Source organism: Paenibacillus apis (assembly GCF_018333295.1).
Classification (GTDB): Bacteria; Bacillota; Bacilli; order Paenibacillales; family Paenibacillaceae; genus Fontibacillus; species Fontibacillus antibioticophila.
In genome coordinates, this window is record NZ_BORS01000001.1 from 446,987 (window position 1) to 473,601 (window position 26,615).

Here is a 26,615-nt window from a genome sequence, read left to right on the forward strand (position 1 = left end):
TTAGGAAATAAATAACTTCCATAATTCTACCAAAAATGCTAGACTCTATCAGTGATAAAAATATGGAAATTAAATCTCAATATCGTAAAATACATTGTAACTTTTTGGCATGTTTTTTCGTTTATAATGCATGACATGAGTGATACATAAAGGAGAACGATAAAAGATGATAGGGTGGCTTCGCAAAAGTACAAGGCGTGGAGATGAAGCTTCACTGTCCGAGCATTCGGAGGGAGACGTGACGGAAGCGGAAGATTTGCTCGAGGAGGAGCATTCCGATAAACCCGTCGATCATGAACCAGGTGACAAGGCAGTACCGGTTCCTCTTGAGACGGGGGCGATTCTGTCTGTTCGGGAGGTTCATCGATCCTTTCCGGTTGGCGGTGGAGAAATCCATGTCCTGAAAGGCATTAACATGGAGGTATTACCTGGCCAGCTCGTCATGCTAAAGGGACGGTCCGGCTCCGGCAAGACGACGCTATTGAATATGCTCGGCGGCCTTGATCAGCCTTCCTCGGGGGAGATTCTGTTCCGTGGACAGCCGATGCATGAGCTGAATGATGACAGGCGCACGCTCATGCGCAGACATGATATCGGGTTTATTTTTCAAGCGTATGCCTTGCTTCCTTTACTTTCGGCTTGGGAGAATGTCGAACTCTCGCTGCGGATGGCTGGCGTTCCTTCGAGTGAATGGAAGCAAAGGGTAGCCCACTGTCTGGAACTGGTGGGTCTGGGCAAGCGGATGTTCCATCGGCCGTTCGAGCTGTCAGGCGGGGAGCAGCAACGGGTTGCGATTGCCAAGGCGATCGCCCATAAGCCGAAGCTGCTGCTGGCGGACGAACCGACGGCGAATCTGGATTCCCAGATGGGCGCTCAGGTCATGGCTGTGTTTAGAAATATCATTCATACCGAGCATATGACAATTTGCATGACAACTCATGATCCTACAATTTTGGAGGTTGCAGACCATGTTTACGAAATGGTGGATGGAAAATTTATCGGGAAGTAGGAAAGGCGCCCGCAGAATGCTGGGAGTGATGTCAATCTGTCTGGCCGTTGCAACGGCAGCTACAGGCTGTTCACTGCTCCCGAACGAGGATGAGGAGGAGGTCCTTCCGGTCATTACGCCTCCTACTATCTCTAAGAAGCCGGAGTACGAGGTGCGATCCGAGACGATCGAACTGAAGGTTAGTGCTGTCGGTAAAATTATGAGCCAGCGCGAAGAGCCGCTGTATTTTACAGAGGACGGGCTTCATATCCAGGAAGTGAAGGTGAAGGCCGGCGATAAAGTCAGCGAGGGCGATGTTCTGATCGTGCTGGATGTGAAGGAGCTGGAGAAGGATCTTCGCAAGAAACGCCTCGATTTCCGTCAGCAGGAGCTATCCATGAAGGAAACGCTTCGAACGAAGGATGAGATGGATGAGATTGAGTTCGAAAAAGCATCCATCGTCTTTGAAGAGCAGCGACAGGCGCTGGTCGATCTGGAGCAGAAAATTGCCGACGGTACACTGCGTGCGCCATTTTCAGGCACGATTGTCTCCATGACCGCTCAGAAGGGCGGAACGATAAAGGCATATGAATCGCTGGGCATTATCTCCGATACGTCTTCACTGGTTGTAGCGGCTTCTTTTGCCAAGGAGGATTTGACCAAGCTGGCAGTCGGGATGAATGCGCAGGTGGACATTAATGCTGCCGGGGTGTTCCAGGGTAAGGTCAAGGCGATGCCTGTCACGACCAGCGACTCGAACAATAATGGAAATCAGGGGGGCATGGGGCCCGAGAAGGATACGGCAGATAAGTATCTGATTGTGGAGCTGGATAAGTGGCCTGCTGATGTGGAGCGCGGGCGGCAGCTTAGCGTATCCATTGTGACCGAACGGAAGGAGAATGCAACGCTGATTCCGATCTCTGCGCTTCGCTCCATCGGATCAAGAACCTACGTCCAGGTGGCAGAGCCTGACGGCTCGAAACGGGAGGCGGATGTGGAGGTTGGCATGCAGACCTCGACGGATGTCGAAATCATTAAAGGGCTTGAGCCGGGACAGAAAGTTGTGGGTCGCTAATGGGAGTTCCTTTGCTTCGGCTATTATTTCGAAAAATGTGGAATACGAAATGGCTGACGCTCAGTACGCTATTGGGATTGATCGTAGCTGTTTCGTTTACGGTGAGTATACCGATGTATTCGGACGGGTCGCTGAAAAGGGTGGTCTCCAGCACGCTTCAGGCGGAGAGCGAAGGGCTCCCTGCCGGCTCGCTTATTATGAGCTATCAGGCTCCTGGCGGAACCAAGACGGACCTGTCCGGACTGGAAGCCGTCAGTCAATACATAGCTTCGGAGGTGCCTGAGCAGGTTGGGTTCCCGTATGAAGCATATGTTAACTCCCGGTCAATCCGTGGTACTGAGGTATATCCGGAGGATCCGACCAAGGTGGATGCCAGCCGTACTCGTACGATGGGCATCGTCTCGATGAGCGGCTTGGGAGACCGGATCTCGATAACGGGAGGACAGTTGTTCTCAGAAGCAGCAGGCGGAGACGTGCTTGAGGCGTTGATGCTTGAAGAGGCGATGTACCGTCAGGATCTTCACGTCGGCGATGTGATGGAATACCCGGTATACAGCGGTGTCGATGTTACTTTGAAAGTAAAAATCGTAGGCACCTTCGTTCCGGAAAATGAGAGCGATCCTTATTGGTACCAGGGCTACGAAGGCATGATGAATACATTCTATGTCAGCGAGCAGGCCTTTAACGGGAAGCTGCTCAATGAGCTTGGCATTCCGCTTCATAATTCAAGCTGGTACTACGCCTTTGATCTTCGCGAGATCAAGACGGGGCAGCTCTCTCCGCTGTCCAGCACATTGGAGAGACTGAATGTCGAGCTATACCAGAAGCTGAAGGACACCAAGGTCGATCTCTCCTTCGGCAGCTTGTTGGATGATTTCCGCAGGCAAAGCCTGCAAATGCAAACCATGTTGTTTACACTGGCGGCGCCGATGATTGCCATGGTCTTCTATTTTATCGTGATGAATGCCCGCCAGTCTCTGGATAAGCAGCAAAGCGATATTGCCGTTTTGCGCAGCCGGGGTGCTTCCACAAAGCAGATTATATTCATATATTTGCTGGAGGGGCTGCTTCTCGGAGCCGTTGCCTTAATTGCCGGACCGCTTCTCGGATGGTTTATGTCCAAAAGCATCGGCTCGGCGGACGGGTTTCTGGCCTTTGTCAACCGCAAATCGATTCCGGTCGGGTTTAATGCCGACGCTCTCTTGCTAGGGGCTGCCGCAGTTATTATTGCGATTCTGGCGACGGTGCTTCCGGCGGTATCCTATGCAAGAGCTTCGATCGTGAATGCCAAGCAGAAGCAGGCGAGATCTGATCGCAGACCGGGATGGCAGCGCTGGTTCATCGATATTGTGCTGATGGGCCTGGCGGGTTACGGTTATTATTTGTTCTATGAACGGCAAATGCTGACCTTCCAGACGGGTATGACGACAGATCAGCTGCAGGTACAGCCATTTCTATTCTTCGTACCCGCGTTGGCAATTTTCTCTATCGGACTCTTCTTCCTGCGTGTGTTCCCGTGGATTCTGAAGCTGATCGGCTGGATCGGCAAGAAGTGGCTTCCGGTCCCTTACTATTTAAGCTTGACGCAATTATCACGTTCTTCATCTTCATACTATCCGCTCATGATTTTGCTCGTTCTGACGCTAGGGCTAGGTGTTTATAACGCCTCGGCTGCAAGAACGATCGACTTGAACTCCACCGAGCGGACACTGTACAAGTACGGTGCCGACGTTGTGATGCAGACGGTATGGGAGGCTACTCCCGAGCTGTCGAAGAACCCTCCGAAGGGTGGAAATAACGGCGGAGGTAATGGAGGCGGCAACGGTGGTAATGGAGGCGGAAGCGGCGGCGGTGGCGGCCAAGGTGGTGGAGGCCAAGGCGGCGGACAGGGACAGCAGCCGGCGAAGCTGATCTACTCGGAGCCTCCGTTTGAAGTGTTCCGCAAGCTTGAAGGAGTGGAGCACGCTGCAAGAGTATTGCAGACAAAGGCGAACATCATTATATCCGGGAAATCAGCCGGGCAAGGGAATTTGATGGGGATAGACAACGATCAATTTGCCGAAGTGGCTTGGTTCCGCAATGACTTGTTCCCGGCTCACCCTTATCAATATCTGAACTTGCTGGGAATGCATGAGAGCGCAGCGCTGGTGCCTTCCAGATTGGCTGAGAAATATCAGCTCAAGCCAGGCGATGTGTTTACGGTATCGCTGGGAGAGGCTACGCTCGAATTCGCAGTTTACGGCATTCTGCCTTATTGGCCAAGTCAGTATCCGGATGAACAGCCGTTTGTTATTGCCAATCTTGACTATATTTACGATCAGTCCCCGCTCACCCCTTACGAGGTATGGCTGAAGATGGAGCCCGATGCCAAGGTGGGTCCGCTGGTTACGAAGCTGGCCGAGGAGGGCGTAGACCTCTATTCTGTGAAGGATGTTCGCAGTGAGCTAGCGACCCAGAGCAAGCACCCGACCAGGGGCGGGGTATTCGGGATTCTAAGTTTGGGCTTTATGGTATCTGTTATCGTATCACTGATCGGATACGTATTATATTGGTTCTTCAATCTGTCTGGCCGGGTCGTACAATTCGGTATTTTGCGGGCGATGGGCTTATCCCGCAGACAGTTGACGTTCATGCTGCTTACAGAGCAGCTGCTCACAGCAGGACTATCGATTATACTAGGGATTGTCATCGGCAAGGTTGCCGGCAAGCTATACTTGCCGTTCCTGCAGACAGCGGACAATGTAACTACACAGGTGCCGCCGTTCCGAATTATCTTCAACTCTTCCGATACGTTGAAATTATATGTCGTCGTGTTCGTGATGCTGCTGATGGGAGCAGGGCTCCTGTTCTGGCAAATCCGCAGACTGCGCGTGCATCAGGCCGTGAAGATGGGAGAGGAGCGGTAAGGTATGATCCATTGCGAAGGACTAGTTAAAATTTTTAAAACAGAAGATCTCGAGGTAGTGGCCTTGCAGGGGTTGAACCTGAATGTCCAGCAGGGTGAGATGATGGCGATTATCGGCAACAGCGGCAGCGGCAAGTCAACTCTGCTCAACATTCTGGGCGGACTTGACCGCCCGTCTGCCGGCCAGGTTAATGTCGGAGGCTGGGATCTGCTCAAGATCCGAGATGATCAGTTGGTGGAATATAAACGCAATACGGTCGGATTTGTCTGGCAGAATAATGCCCGCAACCTGCTTCCTTATCTGTCAGCCCTGGAGAATGTGGAGATGCCGATGCTGCTGACAGGGAAGCTGGACCGTGCCTATGCCAAGCAACTGCTCGAATGGGTCGGACTGAAGGACAGAATGCACAATAAGCTGCATCAGCTGTCCGGGGGGGAGCAGCAGCGGGTAGCTATTGCGATCTCGCTCTCCAATCGTCCGAAAATGCTGCTTGCGGATGAACCGACAGGCTCGGTCGATACAGCGACCTCTGACCAGATTATGAATATTTTCCGGCAGGTTAACCGCGAGCTTGGGATCACTATCGTCATTGTTACTCATGATCTGGCTCTGGCCGGCAAAGTGGACCGTGTGGTAGCCATCCGAGACGGACTTACAAGCACCGAGTTCGTCAAGCGGAATCCGAATCTGGATCTGGCCTCCATCGATTCGGGAGCAGGTGCGCTGCAAGAGGTGCACGAGGCTTTTGTCGTGGTCGATCGCGTCGGCCGTCTGCAGGTTCCGAAGGAATATCTTGAAGCCATTGGGATTGGCGGACGCGCAAGCATGGAATTTGAAGGGGATAAGATCATTATTACAGCACCAAAAACTTTAGAGGGGGAGAATACGAATGAGTCATAAGGGATTCGGCAAGCTGAAAAAAATCGGTTCTGTATTGCTTAGCTCTATGGTAGTGATGGGTTTGCTAGCTGGATGTACGGGCGGCAAATCCGCACAACAACAAGAAGAGAAGGTGCTGAGAATCGGGGTCCTCTACGGCAGTACGGATGACTCCTATTTCCGCCAGCAATACACGGATATTTTTGAATATGCGAACTCCAATATTACGATTGAAATTGTTCCTGCGATTGATCAGAACCAATACCGCTACAATGACGGGTCAGAGCCATATGTGCAGCCTGATTACCTGGAGAGCATGAAGAAAATTATGACAGGCAGCAATCCGGTTGATGTGGTCGTTGCCGATACATCTACGTTGAAGCAGTTGATTGCCGAGAATCTTTTGAAGCAGTTGGATCCGCTTATACAGGAAGATAAATTTGATACAACGGATTATGTTCCGTCGGTAATCGAGGGGATCAAGGATTTAGGAGACGGGAATTTATATGCCCTCACTCCTTCCTTCTCTTCTTCAGCGCTCTTCTATAATAAGAAGCTGTTCACGGATGCAGGGGTCACACCTCCTACAGATAAAATGACCTGGGACGAAATTTTTGATAAAGCGCGATTAGTAGCAAAAGGCGAAGGGAATGACCGTGTATACGGATTTGCATTTAACCGTTACAAAGGAAATGATCCTTACTGGGATATGCAAAATAACTATTTAAATACGCTGCAGTTAAAAACGTTCGATGATAAAGCTGAGACTATGACCGTGGATACACCGCAATGGACAAAGGTCTGGGAGACGGTCAGCAAGCTGGCGAAGGATGAAGTTATCCCTAACAACAACAATATCGACTACTCCGAGCCATGGACAGCGATCAGCAGTGATTTGTTCCTGTCCGGTAAGGTAGCTATGACGGTGGCAGAGAGCTACTACATCAATGAAGTTGCAGATGCTAATAACAATGCCTCGAAGATTAAAAATTTCACGGCGGTCGATTGGGATGTAGTTACCGTGCCTGTGCATCCGGAGAAACCGGATATGGGCGGGAATATTTGGCTGAATAACACCTTCTCCATCAACAGCAGCGCACCAAATGCTGATTCCGCATGGGAATTCATCAAGTTCATCAATGGCGAAGAGTTCGCCAAGCTGAAATCCCGCAGCAACACCTATGAGATGGTATCTCGCAAATCCTATATCCAGCCCAAACAAGGTCTCGATTACAATGTTCAGGCGTTCTACCTGTTGAAGCCGGTACCGCCGACCGACTCGAAGCTGGAAAGTCTGATGATGGAGAAGCAGGGTTTGTATAGTATAAACAGTATGGGCCGTAATTACTTCCAGGAAGTGCTTGAGAACAAGAAGACGCCGGCTGAAGCTCTGAAGGCCTGGTCCGAGAAAGGCAATTCCATGCTTCAGGAGATCAAGCTTAATCCAAAAACATTGTTCCAGGAAGATGGAACGCCGTTTATTCCGGAGGATACCGGGAATACGGGAATTTAACTAATATGAACGAAGTCGCCGAATGAAATTTGGCGGCTTTTTTTTGTTTATTTGGGTAATCTATAGGTAAGTTCCAAAGCCTATTCTGATTCTTGCACGGGAGGTGACTCAAACTTGCGGTGGGTATATTTCAATAAGTTATACAGAACGAAGTTTCAGGCTGGCTGTCTTGCCAAGCGGCTTGAGCATGACGGCTGGATTTACGGCTTTGACGAAATGCGGGTCATTGAAATTTTTCGTTCCAGAAGAGGAAAGTACGGAGTCAGATTTATTCCTTAAGGACCTTGACGCCGAGCGTCAAGGTCGTGTATATTAATAAATGTCGCTATTTACGACGCGGGGTGGAGCAGCTCGGTAGCTCGTCGGGCTCATAACCCGAAGGCCGCAGGTTCAAATCCTGCCCCCGCAATTCTTTACCCCGAATCGGGGGCCCTTAGCTCAGTTGGTTAGAGCACTCGGCTCATAACCGATCGGTCACAGGTTCGAGTCCTGTAGGGCCCATAAGTGCGAAACCCCTTGCTATGCAAGGGGTTTTTGCTTTGTGCCGGATGAACGAACTCAGGAGGGCCATTTCCGGCCCTCTTGCCAACTGTATGGTCTTATTTTTAGGTGAAAAGCTTGATGATGAGTCTTGGAAGATAAAACAAAGCTTCAGACAACCAAGTGATAGCGTCAGCGAATCTTTCCGATTTTTAATCTTCCAAATTTCATAAAGCCACCTCGCATATGGAAGTATTTTACTATATCATATCAGATTTAAGAAGGTTAAACCACATGACTGAGCAAGAACGCCGGCGGGCGTTTCAAAAAGTAGAATCTATGTCAAATGAAAAGTTTTGGCATTGGATGAAATTTCATACACTCCCGAGCCTACGCCAAGGCAGCACAGCACTAGAGGAAGCTATGGCTATCGTTCTGTAATTTGAATCGGCGGGTCTGGACAGGGAACGTATAATTATAGGACAACAATGATTACGCCTGATAATTCTCCTGCCTCAGATTGCAAAAAAAGCAGGAGAGGCTTTTTTTAACCCTAATTGATTTTCCAATAGCATATTTAAACATGTCATGCCCATATACTCTGCTATCAAGTAAATATAATGGTTGTCTTTAAGTTTACCTAAAGGAGTGGGATATGGTTTGTCGGATCCTTTTGTAGTCAGATCATTAGACGAAATACGTTTTTGGTCACGCATTATGAAAGAACATTCCTTATTTCTTCGACTTGGATTTAGGTGTGAAGACACGCAGTTAATTAATGAGGCTAATCAATTTTATGCAATCTTTGAGGATATTGAAAGAAGATCACATTCATATCAAGCAGATACTGATCCCCAAACAATTAGACAGTTTAATTCAGAAGTTCACAGTGCCGCTTCACACATTTGGGCATTTAAGAGGAAGGTACTTGGGCTTATACTAAGGTGCCAACTTCCTGGGGGAACAAATTTCCCTTTGCTTGTAGATCATGTTAGCCGAGAAGCAAATTACTTTAGAAATCGGTTAGAGGAACTCAATAGCGGGAGACTTGAACCATTACCTGATGCGATTATCGATGAAAATGTCTTTTTCCTAAAAATCATGGCTGACCATGCAAAATTTATAGGTCATCTGCTTGATCCATCCGAGCGAAAATTAGTGGAACAAGCAAGGGAGTTTAGCCAAGATTTTGATACGTTGATGTTTCAAGCCATTGACTTAAGTTCCATGCGTCCACAATCGCAAACCCATCCATTACTAAGTCAATTTGTTGATGAAAACCGCATTTCAGTCAAATCATTGCGAGATTTTAAGAAGACTGCGCGCGACTTAATTGAGGAGTGTCGAGTCAAAAGTATCATTCACCCTTTATTAGCGGATCATGTTTTTCGTGAAGCCGAACGATTCTTGTTTATTCTTGACATGTTCGATCGGTCATTGTGTGGTATGAAGGTAAACAAGAAAGAAATCTTGTTTTAATGTAGGGGAGGTATTATGTGATGGAAATACAAGTAACGGGAATTGTTGTTCATTCCAATGACTCCGATTCGGGACATTCACATCAACTTTTTCTTACATCTTGGGATGGAAGGCCCGTTAACGTTCATGTTCATCCCTTTGAAGGAGATACATCCTTTGATGTTGGACATTTCCATCATTACGTGGGTGTAACTGAACCGGCTCCAAGTGGTGTTCCACACGTCCATAAATATCATGCCCAAACATCATTTAATGACCAACATAAACACATGATTAGAGGAACAACTGGCCCTGCCATACCCTTGGCAGGTGGTGGGCACTATCATTATTTTGAGGGGTATACCACAATAGATGGCAGGATCCCACATAATCACCGTTATGGTGGAAACACAGGTAATGAAAGAGCTAAACAGTAACTTCTCACACAGAATTGTCCACACCATTATCCCAGGTTCTAATCCAATCTAAAAAGCGCTTCCCTGACCGATTGTCGATCAGGGAAGTGCTTTTTTATCTTTCAGCTAATTCCTCACGCAAAGCTTTTTGCAAGACTTGTGAGAAATTTAGTCCAGCTGCTTCGGCAGCAAGATTAAGGTCATGCGGTAAGGTTAATGTTTTCTTGTCGTATTTGATTTTTTCTTTTATTACACATTTTGCAACAATCGTGCGCTGACCATCATGTAAGGCAATTTTGTCTAACGGAGTCGGCTCAGGAATTTCTTCCTCATCCTCAATGCGACTCTCGATTGTCAGCTTCAGCACTTCATCTGCTCTTCGTATGGCTGTCTCGATATCGTTTGCTTGTGATAATGCTTCGTCGAGATCAGGGAAAGTAATGGCAATATGCTTTCCTGTAAAATCTAGCACAGCCACATATTGAAACTCATTCTTCAAGGAACTCATTCCTTTCATCGAAAATTAATATACCAACTTGCATTTTTTATTCTTATGTTTAAGAGAAGAGGGGCTAGAATTCGAGCCCCGATTTCTTCTCGATATCCTTTAGGATATGTATAGCTACGTCCTTTTCTGGATGAACTATGGTGACTTTAGCTCTTATAGTTGGATGTTTGAACTGCCAATGGTCCCCAACTGTCTTCACCCAAACCATTCGTTATTCTTAAGCATTTTTATAATTTCTCTTGAAGAATAACTTCGCATCCTTTTCGCCTCCACATTCATTATAACACGTGTTGATACGTGCTTCAATATTGTTATTGAATGGAGTGGATTAGAGGAATTGTTTTGTATATAATTCTTGATAGTTCTGACCAAAACGTAATTCAAGAAGTATAAATGAGAAGTCGAGAAGTTGATGAAAGGTAACGGAGTAGCGTTTATAACCGGATGAACGAACTCGGGAGGTCCATTTCCGGCCCATTTGCCAAATGTATGGTCTTATTTTTAGGTGAAAAGCTTGATGATGAGTCTTGGAAGATAAAACAAAGCTTCAGACAACCAAGTAATAGCGTCAGCGAATCTTTCCGATTTAATGCTTCCGAGCAAGAACACCGGCGGGCGTTTCAAAAGTAAGATCTATGTCAAATGAAAAGTTTTGGTACTGGAGAAATTAATAAAATAGGCGGACTATCCCACCTAAAAGGATGAACAAACGCTTTTGAGTGGGGATAGTCCACCATACATCTTTAAATGAAAAACGGAAGCAAAAATAACCCGGTAACTGCACCAAATGGTATGCGTCTCGGAAAGAAGCGGCGGCGTGGAAAAAAACCTGGAAAGAATCCAAATTGTCTATACGTAGCTTCTCTTGCAGGCATTCCGTTCATCTGCCCATACATCTCGTTTGTGGGAATAGCAAGCGTAATATAGTCTTGATCAACATGTGCTATAAACCCGTCATGAGACTGTCCGTCAGAAGTAGTAATACCAACATATTTATTCAACAGTGCCATGCGACTTGTTGATAATTGGTATCCATGGATAACCTCCTCAAAATTTTTACTCGAGTACAGTCTATGGACTTCAACCCATTCCGCTCACGGCAAATGCCCATAGATCAAAAAAATGAAATCGAATTTTAATGATAAACAAATGAAGCGAAGAAGGGAAATCCTTCCTAATGTCGAATTATGATGTCAAGGAGGTGGGGAATATGTATCAGATTAAGATATTTCAAAGCGATGACTTGGCTTCCCTTGAACAGGAAGCAAATGCTTATCTTTCCGAACTTTCTGAGGTTGTAGAAGTGGATGTTAAGTATCAAATTGAGCATCGAGCTATGTCCAGCTTGGCGCTTAAACCTGATCTTCGACACACTATTATTTTGACCATGCATTAGAGCTCCGAATTTTCAATGAGCATCCTTCGGGTGCTTTTTTATTTTGCCCGGAAAGGGGTCATTGATTTTGCTGAAATGGAATTTTGGACAAGAAAGAGTATACAGGAAGAGACAATATCTGGTACAATCCCCTTAAGCATTTTACAATATTAAACACTAATAGCATATTGATTATTGTAAGTGCTTCCATTGGGCTAAGTTACACACTTTATAGAAAGGAGGAGGGAAGTTAAAACAAGAGCACACAAGGATTCCTGGCATAATTATTTTTTTATTAAACGGAAGCGAAGCGAGTATAAGCTAAAATTCAAACGTTTGCACAAAAAATGAGAGGAGACAATTTTGTGATGAGAGAATTCAAGAAGATCAGTTCTTTATTTCTTAGCATTGTTTTTCTAGTCACCTCCATCTATGTCCTACAAGGATTTGAGCCTCAAAAAGCTGCTGCTGCAACAAGGCAAGCAACTGAGCTTGCAAATAAACCTTTCAGTTGGGATAACGCTAACATATATTTTGTACTGACGGATCGATTTAAAGATGGAAACCCGAACAACAACAATTCTTACGGCCGACCAAGCGTCGACGTAACCGGGAAAAGTATTGGGACTTTCCACGGCGGTGATTTGAAAGGGCTTACACAAAAACTGAATGAAGGATATTTTACCGAGCTAGGAACGAATGCGATCTGGATTACGGCCCCTTATGAACAGATGCATGGCTGGGTGGGCGGAGGAACTGGCGGAGACTTCGCTCATTATGGCTATCATGGATATTATGCGCTTGATTTCACGATGATGGACAAAAATATGGGCACTGTGGAAGAGATGCGCGAGTTTGTCGATACGGCTCATGCCAAGGGAATTCGAGTTGTGCTCGACGTGGTTATGAATCACGCGGGATATGGGACCTTGAAGGATATGGAGGAATATGGCTTCGGCGCAAGGAACGGGATCGGTGCCGACTGGACGCCGGTCAGCGGTCAGACATGGCACAGCTATCATGACTATATTAATTATAATGATTCTTCCGCTTGGTCCTCCTGGTGGGGCGGTTGGGTACGTGCAGGAATTGCCGGTTATGAAAATTGCGGCGGAAGTGATTTGACGCTATGTGTAGGCGATTTGCCGGATTTTCGCACGAATGTGACGAGCAGCATCGGGCTACCGCCGCTTCTTGTAACGAAATGGGGAAAGGAGACCAGCGGTTATGAGCCGTGGATTGTTCCTGCAGCCAAAAATTTGCGTAAAGACTTGGGCATCGCGCCGGCAGACTACTTGAGCAAGTGGCTTGCAGCATGGGTCGAAGAATTCGGGATTGACGGGTTCCGTGCAGATACGGCAAAGCATGTAGAATTAAACCGCTGGAAGCAGCTAAAGAACGATAGCAGCGCTGCGCTCGAACGGTGGAGACAAAACAATCCGGGTAAGCCTGGAGCAGACTGGACAGACAACTTCTGGATGACCGGGGAGGTATGGGGTCATGGCGTAGGCAAAAGCGAATATTTCAACAACGGCTTTGACTCGATCATCAACTTCTCGTTCCAGGATGCCAACATCAATTCGCTGGAAGGAATCTATGCGGATTATGCCTCAAAAATCAACAGCGATCCTAACTTCAATGTACTTAGCTACATTTCCTCACATGATACGCGACTCTACGATCGAAGTCGATTAATCCAGGCCGGGACCGCTTTGCTTCTTCTGCCTGGAGGGATTCAAACCTTCTACGGCGATGAATCGGCTCGGGCTTTTGGCGAGACCGGATCCGATCCGCAGCAAGGAACGCGTTCATCGATGGATTGGAACAACTTGGATCAGAATGTTTTGTCGCATTGGCAGAAAGTAGGGCAGTTCCGCAATAATCATATTTCTGTGGGGGCAGGCAGTCATGAAAAAATCAGTGACACCCCCTATACGTTTAAACGGGCCTATAGCAAGGACGGAATTGAGGACAAGGTAGTCGTTGTTGTGGGGGCATCGGGATCTACGAGTGTGAATGTAGCTGCGGCATTCCCTGACGGGACCATGGTTCGGGATTCTTATACTGGAAACGAGACTATAGTAAGCGGCGGCATGGTTTCTTTTACGCCGGGGGAGAACGGGCTGATATTAATTGAGCAGGGAGCGGAAACCAAGCTTCCGATTCTATCGGCATCGCCTGCCGGAGGAACCTTCAAGACCGAAACATTGACGATTAAGCTGCTCTTGGATAAGGCAGCAAGCGGGAAGTATACCCTGGATGGCACGGATCCGCGTCAGGGTATCGAATTTACAGATGGAACATTATTATCGATCGGCGAAGATATGAGTTTTGATGAAGTGACCACGCTGAGATTGTATGCGGAGAATGAGGAAGGAGTATCGACGCAGCAGTATCAATATACTAAGAAGGATCCTAATGCCGGACTGACAATCCATTTCAAGAAGCCGGCAGACTGGGGAAATCCGTATTTGTATTACTATGGCACCTCACCCAAGATTGCTGAGCCAACCTGGGCTACTGCCCCGGCCATGGTCCACGAAGCCGGAGATTGGTATTCTTATAAGATCGACGGTGTTGACACTGCCTCGGTGATTTTCCGGGACGGAACCGGCAAGCAAAACCCTGGGCAAAATCAAGCCGGATTCATTAGGAGTGCCGAAGGCTGGTATGATGGCGCTTGGCATGATGCGAACCCGGATGGAGAAGGAGATACGGTTGCTCCAAGTGCACCTGGAAATTTGTGTTCCACTAAGGCGACGGATAAGACTATTACATTAGTCTGGGATGCTTCAACCGATAATATTGCAGTAACAAGCTATGATATTTATCGGAATGGAGTTAAGGCCGGGAGTTCCACTGCTACTACCTTTACGGACTCAGGACTTTCTCCGGAAACGTCGTATTCATATATCGTTAAAGCTCGTGATGCCGCCAACAATGAGTCGGACCCGAGTGAAGCTTTAGAAGCCGCTACGGAACCTAGCGGAACGGGCAACAAAGTGACAGTATACTATAAGCACGGCTTCAGCACGCCTTACATGCACTATCGTTCCGAAGGAGGAATCTGGACATCCGTACCGGGAGTTGCCATGGAAGCTTCTGAAGTTCCCGGCTACAGCAAGCTTACGGTTGATATTGGAACAGCAGCGCGCCTGGAGGCTTGCTTTAATAACGGGGCCGGGCAATGGGACAGCAATAATCAGAGAAACTATTTTTTCGGCACGGGTACATGGACATACAATGGTAATGGTCAGATCGTAGAAGGAGCACCCGATCCGACAACTGCCAATACTGTGACGGTATATTATAAGCATGGCTTCAGCACACCTTACTTGCATTACCGCCCGGAAGGTGGGACATGGACAGCCGTGCCGGGAGTAGCGATGGAAGTCTCAGAATTAATGGGCTATAGCAAGCTTACAGTCAATATTGGAGAAGCAACTCGCTTAGAGGCATGCTTCAACAACGGAAATGGGCAATGGGATAGCAATAACGGCAGAAATTATTTCTTTAATACTGGAACGTGGACTTATTCGGGCTCTGGAAATATCCAGCCAGGGGCTCCAGTATCCCCAGTTTCAGCTTTGCAGCTGAGACCAGGGCTGACTGCATCATAGAGCCTGATAAGGATAGGGATATGATAAAGAGTCCTCCCCTTGTGAGCCAAGGGGGGGACTCTATGGTATAATAGCAAGCATGAAACCTCAAGCGGGGTGAGCAGCATCTCTTTCATACCCAATTTTATAACGCTGGTAAGAGTATTTGGCGCTGTGAGCTTGTTATTTGCGGAGCCTTTCTCTCCTCCTTTCTATACACTTTATATAGTCTGTGGTCTAAGTGATGTGCTGGACGGCTATTTGGCGAGAAGGCTGGGTGCGACCAGCAATTTTGGTCAGGCGCTTGACAGTGTTTCTGATTTTCTATTTATTGGCATTGTGCTCTTCATCTATATTACATATATAGCACTTCCAGGGTGGTCCATCCCATGGATTATTCTGATTGCTGCTGCCCGATTTTTATCTATCATCGTGGGGTTCAGAAAATACGGTAAACTAACATTTTTACATACTTATAGTAACAAGGCGACCGGGTTCGCTTTATTCCTCTTTCCGTTTCTTTATTCGATGTTTCCGCTGAGCATAACGATTCTACTGCTTTGCAGTGTCGCAAGTATATCGGCATTAGAAGAGCTGTTAATCAATGCGACGTCCAAAGTGCTGCATCGGGACATAAAGTCTATATTTCACCATTAATTCATCTAGAAAGGGTATTCGATATGAAGGGCGAAATGAAGGCCATTACTATAAAACAGCCTTGGGCCACTTTAATTGCAGTGGGAGAAAAGAAATTAGAAACTCGAAGCTGGCCTGTCCGTTACCGGGGACAAATTGCCATTCATGCTAGCAAAACCGCGGATATGAGTGCTTGCAACTCCGAACCGATACGCAGGGTGCTTGCAAAGCACGGGTACGGTTCCCCGGCAGACTTGCCTACCGGGGCCGTAATTGCTGTGGGCGAGCTTGCAGCGTGCTATCAAATTCAATCCTTTTCTGAAGAAAAACAGGATGTAATTCTGGTGCATGACGACGAGTTCGTCCATCTTAGCGCCGAACGCGATGCCCTCGAAATCGGCTTTGGCGATTATTCCGAAGGGCGTTATGCATGGGAAATTCGTGGCCTGAATAAGCTGATCTTACCGACTCCTTGCAAAGGCAAGCTTGGTTTATGGAGTTGGACCTACTAATAATTCCCCTTCAAGATACTGAATGGCATGTCCTCCGATTTTGACCCTTTCACCCTTATGTTCACAATAGAGCACGCCTCCACGCTTGGAGACCTGTCGTGCAATGAGCTTTGATTTTCCCAGCTTATCGGTCCAATAGGGAATCAGGGTGGTGTGGATCGACCCCGTCACCGGATCCTCATTGACTCCTGCTGCAGGAGCAAAAAAGCGAGACACGAAGTCCTCCTTGTCGCCTTTTGCCGTAAGGACCAGACCAAAATTGCCGGGGATAGCTTTAATCTTGGCAAAATCGGGAGCAAAGCTTCGGACTTGCAGCTCATTCTCAAGCACGGCATAATAACGAATTCCTATGTCATTTACGGTCATAAAGGTCTCCACAGGTGTGCTTCCCAAGACTTCTTCAAGCAGCTCAGTGGTGTTGCTGTACACAGGCGGACGAGACGGAAAATCCAATTCATACAGCGGTTCATGCACGCTGATGGTAAGTACACCGCTTAAAGTGTGAAATGAGATCTCCTTCAGGCTGGAATCGACATGATGATGGACAACATAAGCGCTTGCGATGGTGGCATGTCCGCACAATTCAATTTCGAGTTCCGGCGTATACCATTTCAAGTCGAAATGTCCTTGTTGTTCTCTCGGGACGAGGAATGCGGTCTCGGAAAGATTGTTTTCCATGGCAATGTTCTGCATAAGGCGTGCGTCTGGAAATGAATCGGAAATACAGACACCTGCGGGGTTTCCTTTAAATAATTGTTCACTGAACGCATCCACTACATAATATTTCATGTGGTCTCCTCCTTTTCTTTTACTATAATAGAATTAGAATAGAACAGATTGCCAAAAATAGAACAGAGGGATCGCGATGTCGAAATCAGAGCAGGTGTATGAAACAGTAGTTCAAGCCATTCTAAAAGGGGAATGGAAGCCGGGAGACAAGCTTCCCTCGGTCCGATGCATGGGCAGCAGGCTTGGCGTTCACCGGTTGACTGTACTTAAGGCATATCAGCGCTTGCAGGAGGATGGATGGATTGATGTAAGAACCAAGTCCGGTTTCTATGTATGTGAGAAGTCTGTGGAGACAAAGAAGCCTTATGTTGAGTCCCCGAGTTATAAAGATGATTCGATCCTGTATCAGATGTCCCGTGCCCTGATTGCCCCGGATTTACTTCCAAACAGGCATTTATCGAGCGATATCAAGCAATTGCTGGATATGGAGCCAAGGCTCTTAGGAACCTATTCGTCAACCGCCGGCGATTTGCGTTTAAGAGAGAGCTTGGCTGATTATTTGCTGGAGACCTCCAACTTCTCGGTAACAGCGGACGAGCTGCTGATTACAAGCGGTGCTCAGCAGGCTATTGATCTCGCTGCGCGTGCATTCGTGAAGCCGGGGGATCATGTGCTGATTGAACGGCCTACCTATGGTCCGGCGATTGAAGCTTTGCAGGAGCAGAAGGCGACGCTTCATCCTGTTGATTTTACGGAAAGTGGATACGATATGAATCAGGTGGAGCATTTGATGCGAACACACCAGCCTGTCCTATTTTATATAATTCCGACCTTTCATAATCCAACCGGATTTACCTTGTCAGCCTATCAGCGCAAGGAACTGGTGGAATTGGCGGAACAGTATAAGTGCCTTCTTTTGGAGGATGATGTTTGCCATGACATATACTTTGACGCACCGCCTCCGCCTCCATGCTTCTTTTATGATACCGAAGGAGTAGTGGTCTATATTCGCAGCTTCAGTAAGTATATTTCACCTGGCCTGAGAATTTCAGTTATGATGGCCCGAGGAGACCGGATCGTCAAGTTGCTGCGCATAAAAGCGATGACAGACAATGGAAGTCCCTTGTTTAATCAAGCGGTATTCCGGCATATTTTTTTTACAGATCGGATGCAGGGACATATCGCAAAGCTTCGAATAGCGATGCAACTCCGTAAAGCGTCTATGGAGCAGCAGTTAGAAGGCAGCGGCCTAACATGGATTAGTCCGAAGGGAGGTCTCAATCTTTGGGTGAAGCTTCCCCCAGGCTGGGATGTGAACATGCTAATCCATCATTCATTGAAGGCATCCGTCAGTTTTCTGCCGGGAGCTATTTGCGATCCGTGGGATTCGTCCACTCCGTACATCCGTCTTAGTTATTCTTATCTGAATGAGAAGCAGCTTGCTGAAGGGATGAAATTGCTTCTCCACGCTGGCAAAATGCTGCAGCCTTAGGACTGCTCCATCTATTGAAGGCTACGGGATATACCCGATGCCTAGGATTCAGCAGGATATCATCTTCGATTCCACCCAGTACCGATCAGGTGCCGGGTTATTTTTTTGTCTATGAAACCCAGTTCGACAGGGGTTCAGGAAGGCTTAGGAGAGGGGGAATAGAGGAGCCACTTAGAGATGAAGGAAGCAACTGACTGACTAACCTAAGCCGATGGTTAAAAAGAACAAATCATTGCAATCAATATCCAACCGTTGTTATATGGTGGACGTTCAGGCCAGCAGATAGAATGGAGGCAAAGGGGGAGGTACTCGTGGGCAGTCTTTATAAGTACCGCTGGCAGTATCTAATGATCTTGCCAGCAGTGATTTTGTTGTTCCTGTTCAATTATATACCCATGGCAGGCATTCAGATTGCATTCAGGGATTTTCAAATTGGCTCGTCAATATGGAGCAGTTCGTGGGTTGGGTTGGAAAACTTTATATTTCTCAGTGAGCCTCAGTTTTGGGTAGTGGTAACAAACACGCTTTTTATTTCCGTCCTGAAGTTCATTTTTGGATTTCCGGCACCCATTTTGCTTGCGCTGATGATTAACGAGGTTCGTCATTCAGGGTTCAAAAGATTCGTCCAATCCGTTAGCTACTTGCCTCACTTCTTTTCATGGATTGTTGTAGCATACATTTTGCAGTCATTCTTGACCATGGACGGGGGATTAGTAAACGATTTGATTTTAAAGGCAGGCGGGGATTCCATTTTCTTCCTTGGGTCAACCGAATGGTTCCGGCCTATTATTGTATCCAGCGGTTTGTGGAAAGAAGTGGGATGGAACACCATTCTCTATCTGGCTGCAATTACAACCATTGATCCACAGCTCTATGAAGCAGCAAAGGTTGAAGGAGCCGGTAAAATGGCACAAATTCGACACATTACTCTTCCGGGGATTGCACCAACGATTTCGATCATCCTGATTCTCAGCATTCCAAGTCTGATTACGGTAGGGATGGATCAAATCTATCCGATGATGAATCCGGCCAACATGGCAGTTTCGGATGTCCTCGATACTTACGTGCTTAGAAGCGGACTGCAGCAGGGTTACTTCGGCATGGCGACTGCGGTTGGACTAATCTCGTCTGTGATTGCCTTGATTCTTGTGCTAGCGACAAATCAGATGTCCAGAAAAATCAACGGCGAAGGGTTATGGTAAGCAATGAAGATATCAATGAGCGAGAAAATAGGACAGACCGTTATTGTCTTTCTACTGTCGCTGCTGTGTCTGTCGGTACTGTATCCGTTCTTGTACATGCTTGCAATTTCGTTGAATGAAGGTGCGGATGCAGCTAAAGGCGGGGTTTACTTGTGGCCAAGGTCTTTTACCTGGATTAACTACGAAATCGTACTGGGCAACGCAGTTATTCGCCACTCCTACCTTATTACAATTAGCCGTACAATTATCGGTACGATTACGGGGCTGCTGATCACATTACTTGCGGCCTTCGGTTTGTCCTACCGGATGCTGCCGATGCGCAATGCGCTGCTCAGCTATATATTGATTACCATGCTGTTCAATGGCGGCCTAATTCCGTTCTACATTCAGCTGTACAATCTTGGTCTGGTTAACACGTTCTGGGTCTATATCATCCCCGGTATGTTTTCAGCTTGGAATATGTTTGTCATGCTGAAATTCATCCAAGGTATTCCGGAGGCGCTGGTTGAGTCGGCCGAACTGGATGGAGCAGGTCCGATCAGAGTATTATTTCAGATCATTGTGCCGCTTTCCAAGCCAATGCTTGCAGCGTTGGGGCTGTTTACGGCTGTAGGTCACTGGAACGACTGGTTTGCAGGCGCGTTCTATGTGACTGACCAGTCACTGATTCCGGTACAGACTTTCTTGCAGCAGCTTTTGAATGCATCTGACCTGTCAGCCGTATTCGGTTCAAATACAAATCAGGAGGCACTGGCGAGAGGAGCGCAGACACAAAATGTCACACTCATGTCGATCAAAATGGCGGTTGTCATGGTCAGTGCGCTTCCGATATTGTGCGTGTATCCATTCCTTCAAAAATATTTTGTTAAGGGAGTATTGATAGGCTCAGTGAAAGGCTAACTATAAATTCGCTTGTCTACTAAGGGTATACTGCTTCGCAACATATACCAAAAATCAGAAGGCAAAGGGGAGGTAACACATGAAGGCGGGAAAGAGAAGTGCAAGTTTTGTTGCAGGAATACTGGCACTATTGCTGCTCATCGTAACGGCTTGCTCGAGTCCGGGAGCCAAGACAGGCAATGAAGCTCAAGGCGGTACGGGAAAGCCGAACGAAAGCAGCGGAGAGGCATCCTCGGGAGATTCAAATACGTTCAATTTATGGCTGGGATGGACGGCAACCATAAACAACGATAGTCTTATTCAAAAGTATTGGAAAGAAGAAGAGCCGGGAATCCAGGTAGAACTGGAGGCGATGCAGGGTGATGCCATGACTGCATTGAATCTGCGGTTGAACACGGGCGGCTTCAAGGATGCTGCTATCTTCAGCCGCAGCGAGACGGTCAAAAATGCCATGATCCGCTCCGGGCAGGTGATGGCCCTGGAGCAATATTTTGAAATGCCTGATAAATATCCTAATCTGGCGGCGATTCCTAAGGAGTATCTGGAGCGGATGCGCGATACAGACGGGCACATCTGGTCCATTCCGACCTGGTTCGACCAGAATCCTGACGAGCCTTGGCCAGGCTGGGTGTCTACGGCTTGGCTCGTACGGACAGATGTTGTTGAGAAGACGGGGATGAAGCTAGAGGATCTGGCCAGCCTTGAAGGTATCGAAAGCTTCCTCAAGAAGGCGGCAGAACAAAAGGATGAGTCCGGCAAAGCGTTGAATCCAATGGGCTTCTTGATGGATCAGAACGATTCGGCAGGCTGGAATGACGAGAATGCAGTGCTAAGTGCCTTTGGCGTAACAACCGGCAGCGCGGGCGGTGTCATTCCTGTCGAGGAGAAGAATGGCGAATTCGTATTCCTATATGATGATCCGGGATATAAGGCGGCCTATCAATGGATAAGCCGGATGTACCGTGAAAAGCTGATTGATCCAGAGGTTGTTACGGACAAGAAGGAACGCTATAAAGAAAAGAATAAATCTGGCCGTACAGCCATGAACGTCGGCAGCTTCTGGAATGTCGATCAGACGATCTGGGAGACGCTGGATGGGCCTACCGAGTCTGGCTGGTATTATGAACCGATAGCGTTTCCAAAGGTAAATGGTGTTGAATCGGTGGGCTATAATCAGATCGTCAATCCGTATCCCGGATACGATGTATATATCAGCGAGAGCACGAAAAACCTTGAAGCAATCCTGAAATTCCTTGACTATACACTCCAGCCTAAGGCTGAAATGCAGCAGATCGTTAATGAGGGGCCGGCGGGCTTATACTGGGACTGGATTGACCAGCCTCTGGGATCGTGGAAATACATTGATGAAGCCTACAGCGGACCTCGCAATTCGGGCGACGCTGCACAGAAGGCAACGGTTACTCCGGAGCTTTATATGCTAGCTTCCTTTAACTATGAATGGTATCCTTGGTGGAACAATGAGGTAAGCGTAGCCGGCGCTGCCAAGACGCAGAAGTTCTCTAAAGTGATTGGACAAATGGGAGGAGTTCGCACTGCACACCTCTATGACACAATAACAGCAAAGCCTGGAAGTCTGTGGGAGAAGTATGGCCCTGAACTGGAGAATTTGCGAAAGGAATACCGAGCCAAGCTTATTATGTCCAAGGACGATGCGCAGTTTGAAGAAATCTGGCAGGCCTTCCGCGATGCACTGGAGAAGCGTGTTCGCTGGAGCGAATTGAAGCAGGAATGGCATGAATCGTATCAAGCGCTTGTTCAGGAAAACGGCGAATACTAAACGCTTATCGGCATGGAGCAGCCTTCACAAGGGCTTGCTCCCTTTGCTGTTTAGATCCATGTCGATTAAGATCGGGGGACAGCTATGATGCTGCTGAGATTTATTGAGGGAGCGGCTATCAGACTGACGAGTTCTCTTAACCTTCAAAGGAAGATGTTGCTGCTCTACGGCATTATTGTACTTGCTCCAACGATCGTGCTTGGTATTTTGGCCGGCTATTATACCCTGCAGAATGTGCGAAACAATTACATGATTACAATTAAGGAAGCATTGCGTCAGACGGCGCAAAATATTGAATTCCGGAAGCAGGGATATGACCTGTTGGCCATGCGTACCGCGACGGATGGAGAATTGATCATAAGATTATTCAGGGAATACAATGATATGTCTGAGCAACTGAATACGGTTGAATACGTCGATCGATCGTTCACGGAGATGAGTAAATATTTGCCAGGCATCGAGAATTTCCGTATTTATCATGAGAATTCTACGCTGGTTCAAGACGGCCGGCTGTTGTGGAAACCGGAGCAGCGCTTCTTGTCCGGCATTTCGGAATTGACCTGGTATCAGCAGACACTGAAGTCGGAGCTAGCACCGAAATGGCAAAATGTGCGGAGTCGATCTGATGAGCTTGCCATCACTCATAAAATCATGGCACCGACTGGCGAAGGAATCGGTATGGTGTTCATGCAGCTTGACTACGACACTGTCTTCGGCCAGTTGCTGGCTCAGCCGTTCAATGGTGCGGGGGAGCTTTATATTCTGGATGCTGATCAGCGCATTATTGCGGCCACAGATACTAGTCAGATCGCCAGACTGGCGGACTCCATACTGCCCGGAGTACTGGAAGGGATCACCGATGAGGATGGAATGATATCAGATGGAGACCGATACTTTTCCCAGGCAATTGGAGCGGATTGGAGTATCGTAGCCGTTATTGATCTGGATCAGCTTGAGCATCAATCTAAATGGGTACTATACGGCATTGCCGGTGGTGTAGCATTTTTCCTTCTGTTATCCACCTTTATGATTATGACGGTTATGAAAAACATTGTCTGGCGTATCCGTAAGCTGGGAAACCGGATGAATGATATTTCCCATGGCGAATTCGATGTGAGTGTTCGGAGCCGTGACAAGGATGAGCTTGGCGAATTGGAGCTGCTGTTCAACTCCATGTCCGGCAAGCTGGGCAAGCTGGTCACAGATATGGCGGAAGCGAAGCTGAAGGAACGAGAGCAAGCGTTCCGCGTCCTGCAGGCTCAGATCAATCCTCACTTTATTTATAATTCGCTCAGTCTGATTCGTTGGCGCGCAATGGATCTTGACGACCAAATGCAGGTCCGGACAATTGATGCGCTGACGACGTTTTATCGGCTTGCGCTGGACAATCGCATCAATGTCACACCAATTGAAGCTGAGCTGCAGCATGTTCAAGCCTACTTAGAAATACAGCAGCTTCGATTTCCGGATCTGGTGAGAGTGGAGTGGGATATCGACCATGAGGTTTATCCGTTCTATACGATCAAGTTGCTCCTCCAGCCGATTGTTGAAAATTGCTATTTGCATGGTGCCATTACGAGTAAACAAGGTGCCTTCATTCGGATTTCAGCCAGCCGGGAGGGTGATCGGATTCGATTCGAGGTTGAGGACAACGGAGCCGGTATTATGCCTGATACTCTAAAGCTGCTCAAGCACGGGGAACGGGTCGGCAAGGGCAACGGATTTGGAACCGCTAACATCAGAGAGCGCCTGAAGCTTTATTTCGGAAGCGAGAGCCATTTCGGTATTGATAGCGATGCGGGCTGCGGAACACGGGTTACCATTATCATTCCGGCATGCGCCGAACGTCCAGAAATTCGGAAGGAGGGGGAGCATGATTCAAGCATTGATCGTAGACGATGAGCCTATGCACGTGGAGGGGTTGGCGCGCCATGTCCAGTGGGAATCACTCGGTTACGCGCAGCCGCTGACCGCTATGTCTGGTGAAGCAGCACTGGCTATCCTGCGGGAGCGCCGGATTGATGTACTGGTAACGGACGTGTCCATGCCTGGGATAAATGGAATTGAGCTGGCTGCCCGCTGTAAAAAAGCGAACCCGGGCATCCAGGTGCTGATGGTTAGCGGCTACGATGAATTTGAATTTGTGCAGGAGGCTATTGAGGTAGGCGCACGGGGATATGTGCTAAAGCCCATTAAGGTAGCAGAGATAGAAGGCAAGTTGGCTGCCTTTCGCGCCTCTCTGGAGAAGATGCGCCGGATTGAAGCAGAAACAACCGAACTGCAGGCAAAGGTATCAGGAAGCCTGGATGTCGTGAAGGAAAGGTTTATTCATGATCTGATTGAAGGGGCTGTTGAGTCTGAGACAGTAGCTTCATGGACGCGCTTGCTCGAGTTGCCTGACCTGCAAGAAGGCGTTCGGCTCGTTCTTTTCAGCTCGGATCGCTTGCTGGTCGAAGGAACAGATGCCAGAAGCAGAGTCATGCGCGGGGCAGCATTTTTCAAAGCGGTAAGTGTCAGTCTGTCGGATATATGCTCAGTGATCATAGCAAAGCTTGGCCCGGAGGAGGTGTTGACGGTTCATATCAATCCTGCTTCGGAGGATAAGGCCAGGCTGGAGAAGCAGATTTCATTTATCCAGGATGTCATGCTGGAGCAGCATGGCTTGTCGATTACGGTGGGCATTAGCCAAACCTGCCCGAAATGGAGCGATGTGCCGCTAGCCTACAGAAGGATGAAATTTATGATGGCTCGAGCAAGGTTGCTGGAGCGTGGTCTTGTGCTATATGAGAATCAGTTGGATGACAATGACTTTCAGAACCAGCGAGTAAGCGAGGAGTATATCCCCGAAATCATCCATATGCTGGGAGAAGCGAAGCAAGCTGACAAGGCGCTTGAATATGCTAGTAACGTATTTGCCTTGCTGGAAACAGGACAGTCGCTCTCCTATCTTCAGGCCTTTGCCCTTGGGCTTCTCAGCGAGCTATCCCGAAAGCCGACCCGTCCGGAAGCGCTGAATGCTGAAATGAATGTGTCTGTTATGCAGCAAATTCTGGATTGCAGTCAGGCTTCCCAAGTTCGTCAACTGGCGCTCCGGTATTTGGCTCAATATGCGACAGCAAGCCGCAATGAGCAGGCTACTCAGCAGCATCATCTTATCCAGGCCATTTGTGAATATATTTACGAGCATCTGCATGAGAACGTGACCGTAAAGCAACTGGCAGAGATGAATCATATTAACGCAAGTTATCTGAGTGTGCTGTTTAAGAAGGAAACGGGACAAACCATCTCGGATTATATTCAGGAGGTGCGGATAAATCGTGCGAAAGAACTGCTTCACAACCCTACCGTGAGGGTTTATGAGGTGGCCGAAAAAGTGGGATTTCAGACAGCGGCTTATTTTGCTTATCTGTTCAAAAAGATTACGGGGCAAACCCCGCAGGAATACAGAAATTATCATTAATGAGAGAAAAATGATGATGGCGTTAAAAGTTTAAATGTCAGGTCCGATGAATGGCTGGGATCTATGTGCTGGCAAAATGCTGCAGCCTTAAATCTGCATAAGTGCCTGGGCTTCCGGGAAGCTTACCATCGTAAGCAAAAATATCGATGGAGGTGTTACGGTTGGACAAAAAATTAACTGCACTTATTGCAACCATGTCCTTATCAGCAGCTTTAGTTGTTCCAGCAAGTGCTTACGGTACGCTTGGTGACACGACCACCGGCGGAGCACCCGTGCGGGGAAATATGGCGAACAATCCCATTGAAAGAATGACCAACAATCTGGACCGGGATTTGTCCACTAACGGCTATTCCGGCAATGGTTATCGGATGAATGTTCCAAATACCAATATGGGTACCAATATGCTGAACGATGGCCCGAATATGTTCAACGGTACAAATAACAATGGGATGAATCCGAATATGAACACTAATCGAAATACGATGAGAAGCAATTCCCTGAATAACCGTACAACGACACGGGACTACAATACGACAGGAACAGGCAACTACCGGACAAATACGGTCCGTGCCCGGGCTGTGACCGGGACAGGATCCAATTGGGGATGGCTTGGTCTGCTTGGACTATTTGGTCTGGCAGGAATGCGCAGACGCGAAAGCGACCGTGCATAAGCCGAATTAGCTCCAGTA

23 protein-coding genes and 2 tRNA genes are annotated in these 26,615 nt (G+C 47.8%); 21 read left to right on the top strand and 4 right to left on the bottom strand.

Features of this window, described 5'->3' with window-relative positions:
* Positions 1 to 166 precede the first annotated feature (166 nt).
* From KI362_RS01925 to KI362_RS01970, 10 genes are all read left to right on the top strand, one after another.
* The gene (locus tag KI362_RS01925; protein WP_301624445.1) at positions 167 to 1,009 is read left to right on the top strand and encodes an ABC transporter ATP-binding protein; all 843 of its coding nucleotides are present in this window, start codon (positions 167 to 169) and stop codon (positions 1,007 to 1,009) included.
* Positions 969 to 2,063: an efflux RND transporter periplasmic adaptor subunit gene (locus KI362_RS01930; RefSeq protein ID WP_301624447.1), complete on the top strand. Its 1,095-nt coding sequence runs from the start codon at positions 969 to 971 to the stop codon at positions 2,061 to 2,063. The genes KI362_RS01925 and KI362_RS01930 overlap by 41 nt, the downstream gene beginning before the upstream one ends.
* A complete protein-coding gene (locus KI362_RS01935) occupies positions 2,063 to 4,969 on the top strand; it encodes an ABC transporter permease (RefSeq protein WP_301624449.1) in 2,907 nt (968 codons plus the stop codon). Before KI362_RS01930 ends, KI362_RS01935 begins: the two co-directional genes overlap by 1 nt.
* A 3-nt stretch (positions 4,970 to 4,972) precedes the next feature.
* On the top strand, positions 4,973 to 5,869 hold the full coding sequence (locus KI362_RS01940; RefSeq protein WP_301624451.1) for an ABC transporter ATP-binding protein: 897 nt from the start codon (positions 4,973 to 4,975) through the stop codon (positions 5,867 to 5,869).
* Positions 5,859 to 7,361, top strand: coding sequence for an ABC transporter substrate-binding protein (locus tag KI362_RS01945; RefSeq protein WP_301624453.1), 1,503 nt, complete (start codon positions 5,859 to 5,861; stop codon positions 7,359 to 7,361). The genes KI362_RS01940 and KI362_RS01945 overlap by 11 nt, the downstream gene beginning before the upstream one ends.
* Positions 7,362 to 7,475: 114 nt before the next feature.
* Entirely contained in the window at positions 7,476 to 7,640 is a 165-nt protein-coding gene (locus tag KI362_RS01950) for a hypothetical protein (RefSeq protein ID WP_212944140.1), read from the top strand.
* Positions 7,641 to 7,696: 56 nt separating this feature from the next.
* Positions 7,697 to 7,770: transfer RNA gene (locus KI362_RS01955), tRNA-Met, on the top strand.
* Positions 7,771 to 7,788: 18 nt separating this feature from the next.
* Positions 7,789 to 7,862: transfer RNA gene (locus KI362_RS01960), tRNA-Ile, on the top strand.
* A 639-nt stretch (positions 7,863 to 8,501) separates the two neighbouring features.
* Entirely contained in the window at positions 8,502 to 9,320 is an 819-nt protein-coding gene (locus KI362_RS01965; protein ID WP_071784188.1) for a DUF2935 domain-containing protein, read from the top strand.
* A 20-nt stretch (positions 9,321 to 9,340) separates the two neighbouring features.
* The gene (locus KI362_RS01970; protein ID WP_301624456.1) at positions 9,341 to 9,736 is read left to right on the top strand and encodes a YmaF family protein; all 396 of its coding nucleotides are present in this window, start codon (positions 9,341 to 9,343) and stop codon (positions 9,734 to 9,736) included.
* Between the two features lie 94 nt (positions 9,737 to 9,830).
* Here KI362_RS01970 and KI362_RS01975 read toward each other — a convergent pair whose 3' ends face one another.
* From KI362_RS01975 to KI362_RS01985, 3 genes are all read right to left on the bottom strand, one after another.
* On the bottom strand, positions 9,831 to 10,223 hold the full coding sequence (locus KI362_RS01975; protein WP_301624458.1) for a type II toxin-antitoxin system HicB family antitoxin: 393 nt from the start codon (positions 10,221 to 10,223) through the stop codon (positions 9,831 to 9,833).
* 64 nt (positions 10,224 to 10,287) lie between these two features.
* Entirely contained in the window at positions 10,288 to 10,431 is a 144-nt protein-coding gene (locus KI362_RS01980) for a type II toxin-antitoxin system HicA family toxin (protein ID WP_301624459.1), read from the bottom strand.
* A gap of 535 nt (positions 10,432 to 10,966) precedes the next feature.
* On the bottom strand, positions 10,967 to 11,233 hold the full coding sequence (locus tag KI362_RS01985) for a phosphatidylinositol kinase (protein ID WP_301624461.1): 267 nt from the start codon (positions 11,231 to 11,233) through the stop codon (positions 10,967 to 10,969).
* Between the two features lie 200 nt (positions 11,234 to 11,433).
* Between KI362_RS01985 and KI362_RS01990 the strand changes: the two genes are divergently transcribed.
* The 4 genes from KI362_RS01990 to KI362_RS02005 all read left to right on the top strand — a co-directional run bounded on the left by KI362_RS01990 (position 11,434) and on the right by KI362_RS02005 (position 16,345).
* Positions 11,434 to 11,619 carry a sporulation protein Cse60 gene (locus KI362_RS01990; protein ID WP_301624462.1) on the top strand — a complete coding sequence of 62 codons (186 nt, stop codon included), beginning with the start codon at positions 11,434 to 11,436 and terminating at the stop codon, positions 11,617 to 11,619.
* Positions 11,620 to 11,966: 347 nt separating this feature from the next.
* The gene (locus KI362_RS01995) at positions 11,967 to 15,218 is read left to right on the top strand and encodes a carbohydrate binding domain-containing protein (RefSeq protein ID WP_301624463.1); all 3,252 of its coding nucleotides are present in this window, start codon (positions 11,967 to 11,969) and stop codon (positions 15,216 to 15,218) included.
* Between the two features lie 96 nt (positions 15,219 to 15,314).
* The gene (locus KI362_RS02000; RefSeq protein ID WP_301624465.1) at positions 15,315 to 15,854 is read left to right on the top strand and encodes a CDP-alcohol phosphatidyltransferase family protein; all 540 of its coding nucleotides are present in this window, start codon (positions 15,315 to 15,317) and stop codon (positions 15,852 to 15,854) included.
* A 23-nt stretch (positions 15,855 to 15,877) separates the two neighbouring features.
* The gene (locus tag KI362_RS02005) at positions 15,878 to 16,345 is read left to right on the top strand and encodes an ASCH domain-containing protein (protein ID WP_301624467.1); all 468 of its coding nucleotides are present in this window, start codon (positions 15,878 to 15,880) and stop codon (positions 16,343 to 16,345) included.
* Here KI362_RS02005 and KI362_RS02010 read toward each other — a convergent pair.
* Positions 16,325 to 17,134, bottom strand: a complete 810-nt coding sequence (locus KI362_RS02010; protein ID WP_301624469.1) for a PhzF family phenazine biosynthesis protein — start codon at positions 17,132 to 17,134, stop codon at positions 16,325 to 16,327. The two genes, KI362_RS02005 and KI362_RS02010, sit on opposite strands and share 21 nt — an antisense overlap.
* 76 nt (positions 17,135 to 17,210) lie before the next feature.
* Between KI362_RS02010 and KI362_RS02015 the strand changes: the two genes are divergently transcribed.
* The 7 genes from KI362_RS02015 to KI362_RS02045 all read left to right on the top strand — a co-directional run bounded on the left by KI362_RS02015 (position 17,211) and on the right by KI362_RS02045 (position 26,597).
* Entirely contained in the window at positions 17,211 to 18,566 is a 1,356-nt protein-coding gene (locus KI362_RS02015) for an aminotransferase-like domain-containing protein (RefSeq protein ID WP_301624470.1), read from the top strand.
* A gap of 311 nt (positions 18,567 to 18,877) precedes the next feature.
* Entirely contained in the window at positions 18,878 to 19,768 is an 891-nt protein-coding gene (locus tag KI362_RS02020) for an ABC transporter permease (RefSeq protein ID WP_301624471.1), read from the top strand.
* Between the two features lie 15 nt (positions 19,769 to 19,783).
* Complete coding sequence (locus KI362_RS02025; RefSeq protein WP_301624472.1) at positions 19,784 to 20,668, top strand: carbohydrate ABC transporter permease; 885 nt, start codon at positions 19,784 to 19,786, stop codon at positions 20,666 to 20,668.
* Positions 20,669 to 20,747: 79 nt separating this feature from the next.
* The gene (locus KI362_RS02030; protein WP_301624474.1) at positions 20,748 to 22,466 is read left to right on the top strand and encodes a hypothetical protein; all 1,719 of its coding nucleotides are present in this window, start codon (positions 20,748 to 20,750) and stop codon (positions 22,464 to 22,466) included.
* An 84-nt stretch (positions 22,467 to 22,550) separates the two neighbouring features.
* On the top strand, positions 22,551 to 24,368 hold the full coding sequence (locus KI362_RS02035) for a cache domain-containing sensor histidine kinase (RefSeq protein ID WP_301624475.1): 1,818 nt from the start codon (positions 22,551 to 22,553) through the stop codon (positions 24,366 to 24,368).
* Entirely contained in the window at positions 24,340 to 25,926 is a 1,587-nt protein-coding gene (locus KI362_RS02040) for a response regulator (RefSeq protein WP_301624477.1), read from the top strand. Before KI362_RS02035 ends, KI362_RS02040 begins: the two co-directional genes overlap by 29 nt.
* Positions 25,927 to 26,087: 161 nt before the next feature.
* Positions 26,088 to 26,597 (top strand): WGxxGxxG family protein, encoded by a 510-nt coding sequence (locus KI362_RS02045; protein ID WP_301624479.1) that lies wholly within the window; start codon positions 26,088 to 26,090, stop codon positions 26,595 to 26,597.
* Positions 26,598 to 26,615 lie beyond the last annotated feature (18 nt).

Coding starts and splice junctions, on each gene's coding strand:
- KI362_RS02015 (WP_301624470.1), top strand. CDS start 17,211: ATGTCGAAATCAGAGCAGGTGTATGAAACAGTAGTTCAAGCCATTCTA.
- KI362_RS01990 (WP_301624462.1), top strand. CDS start 11,434: ATGTATCAGATTAAGATATTTCAAAGCGATGACTTGGCTTCCCTTGAA.
- KI362_RS02025 (WP_301624472.1), top strand. CDS start 19,784: ATGAGCGAGAAAATAGGACAGACCGTTATTGTCTTTCTACTGTCGCTG.
- KI362_RS01925 (WP_301624445.1), top strand. CDS start 167: ATGATAGGGTGGCTTCGCAAAAGTACAAGGCGTGGAGATGAAGCTTCA.
- KI362_RS01975 (WP_301624458.1), bottom strand. CDS start 10,223: ATGAGTTCCTTGAAGAATGAGTTTCAATATGTGGCTGTGCTAGATTTT.
- KI362_RS01985 (WP_301624461.1), bottom strand. CDS start 11,233: ATGGCACTGTTGAATAAATATGTTGGTATTACTACTTCTGACGGACAG.
- KI362_RS02010 (WP_301624469.1), bottom strand. CDS start 17,134: ATGAAATATTATGTAGTGGATGCGTTCAGTGAACAATTATTTAAAGGA.
- KI362_RS02035 (WP_301624475.1), top strand. CDS start 22,551: ATGATGCTGCTGAGATTTATTGAGGGAGCGGCTATCAGACTGACGAGT.
- KI362_RS01995 (WP_301624463.1), top strand. CDS start 11,967: ATGAGAGAATTCAAGAAGATCAGTTCTTTATTTCTTAGCATTGTTTTT.
- KI362_RS02040 (WP_301624477.1), top strand. CDS start 24,340: ATGATTCAAGCATTGATCGTAGACGATGAGCCTATGCACGTGGAGGGG.
- KI362_RS01945 (WP_301624453.1), top strand. CDS start 5,859: ATGAGTCATAAGGGATTCGGCAAGCTGAAAAAAATCGGTTCTGTATTG.
- KI362_RS01930 (WP_301624447.1), top strand. CDS start 969: ATGTTTACGAAATGGTGGATGGAAAATTTATCGGGAAGTAGGAAAGGC.
- KI362_RS01935 (WP_301624449.1), top strand. CDS start 2,063: ATGGGAGTTCCTTTGCTTCGGCTATTATTTCGAAAAATGTGGAATACG.
- KI362_RS01970 (WP_301624456.1), top strand. CDS start 9,341: ATGGAAATACAAGTAACGGGAATTGTTGTTCATTCCAATGACTCCGAT.
- KI362_RS01980 (WP_301624459.1), bottom strand. CDS start 10,431: ATGGTTTGGGTGAAGACAGTTGGGGACCATTGGCAGTTCAAACATCCA.
- KI362_RS02005 (WP_301624467.1), top strand. CDS start 15,878: ATGAAGGGCGAAATGAAGGCCATTACTATAAAACAGCCTTGGGCCACT.
- KI362_RS01940 (WP_301624451.1), top strand. CDS start 4,973: ATGATCCATTGCGAAGGACTAGTTAAAATTTTTAAAACAGAAGATCTC.
- KI362_RS02030 (WP_301624474.1), top strand. CDS start 20,748: ATGAAGGCGGGAAAGAGAAGTGCAAGTTTTGTTGCAGGAATACTGGCA.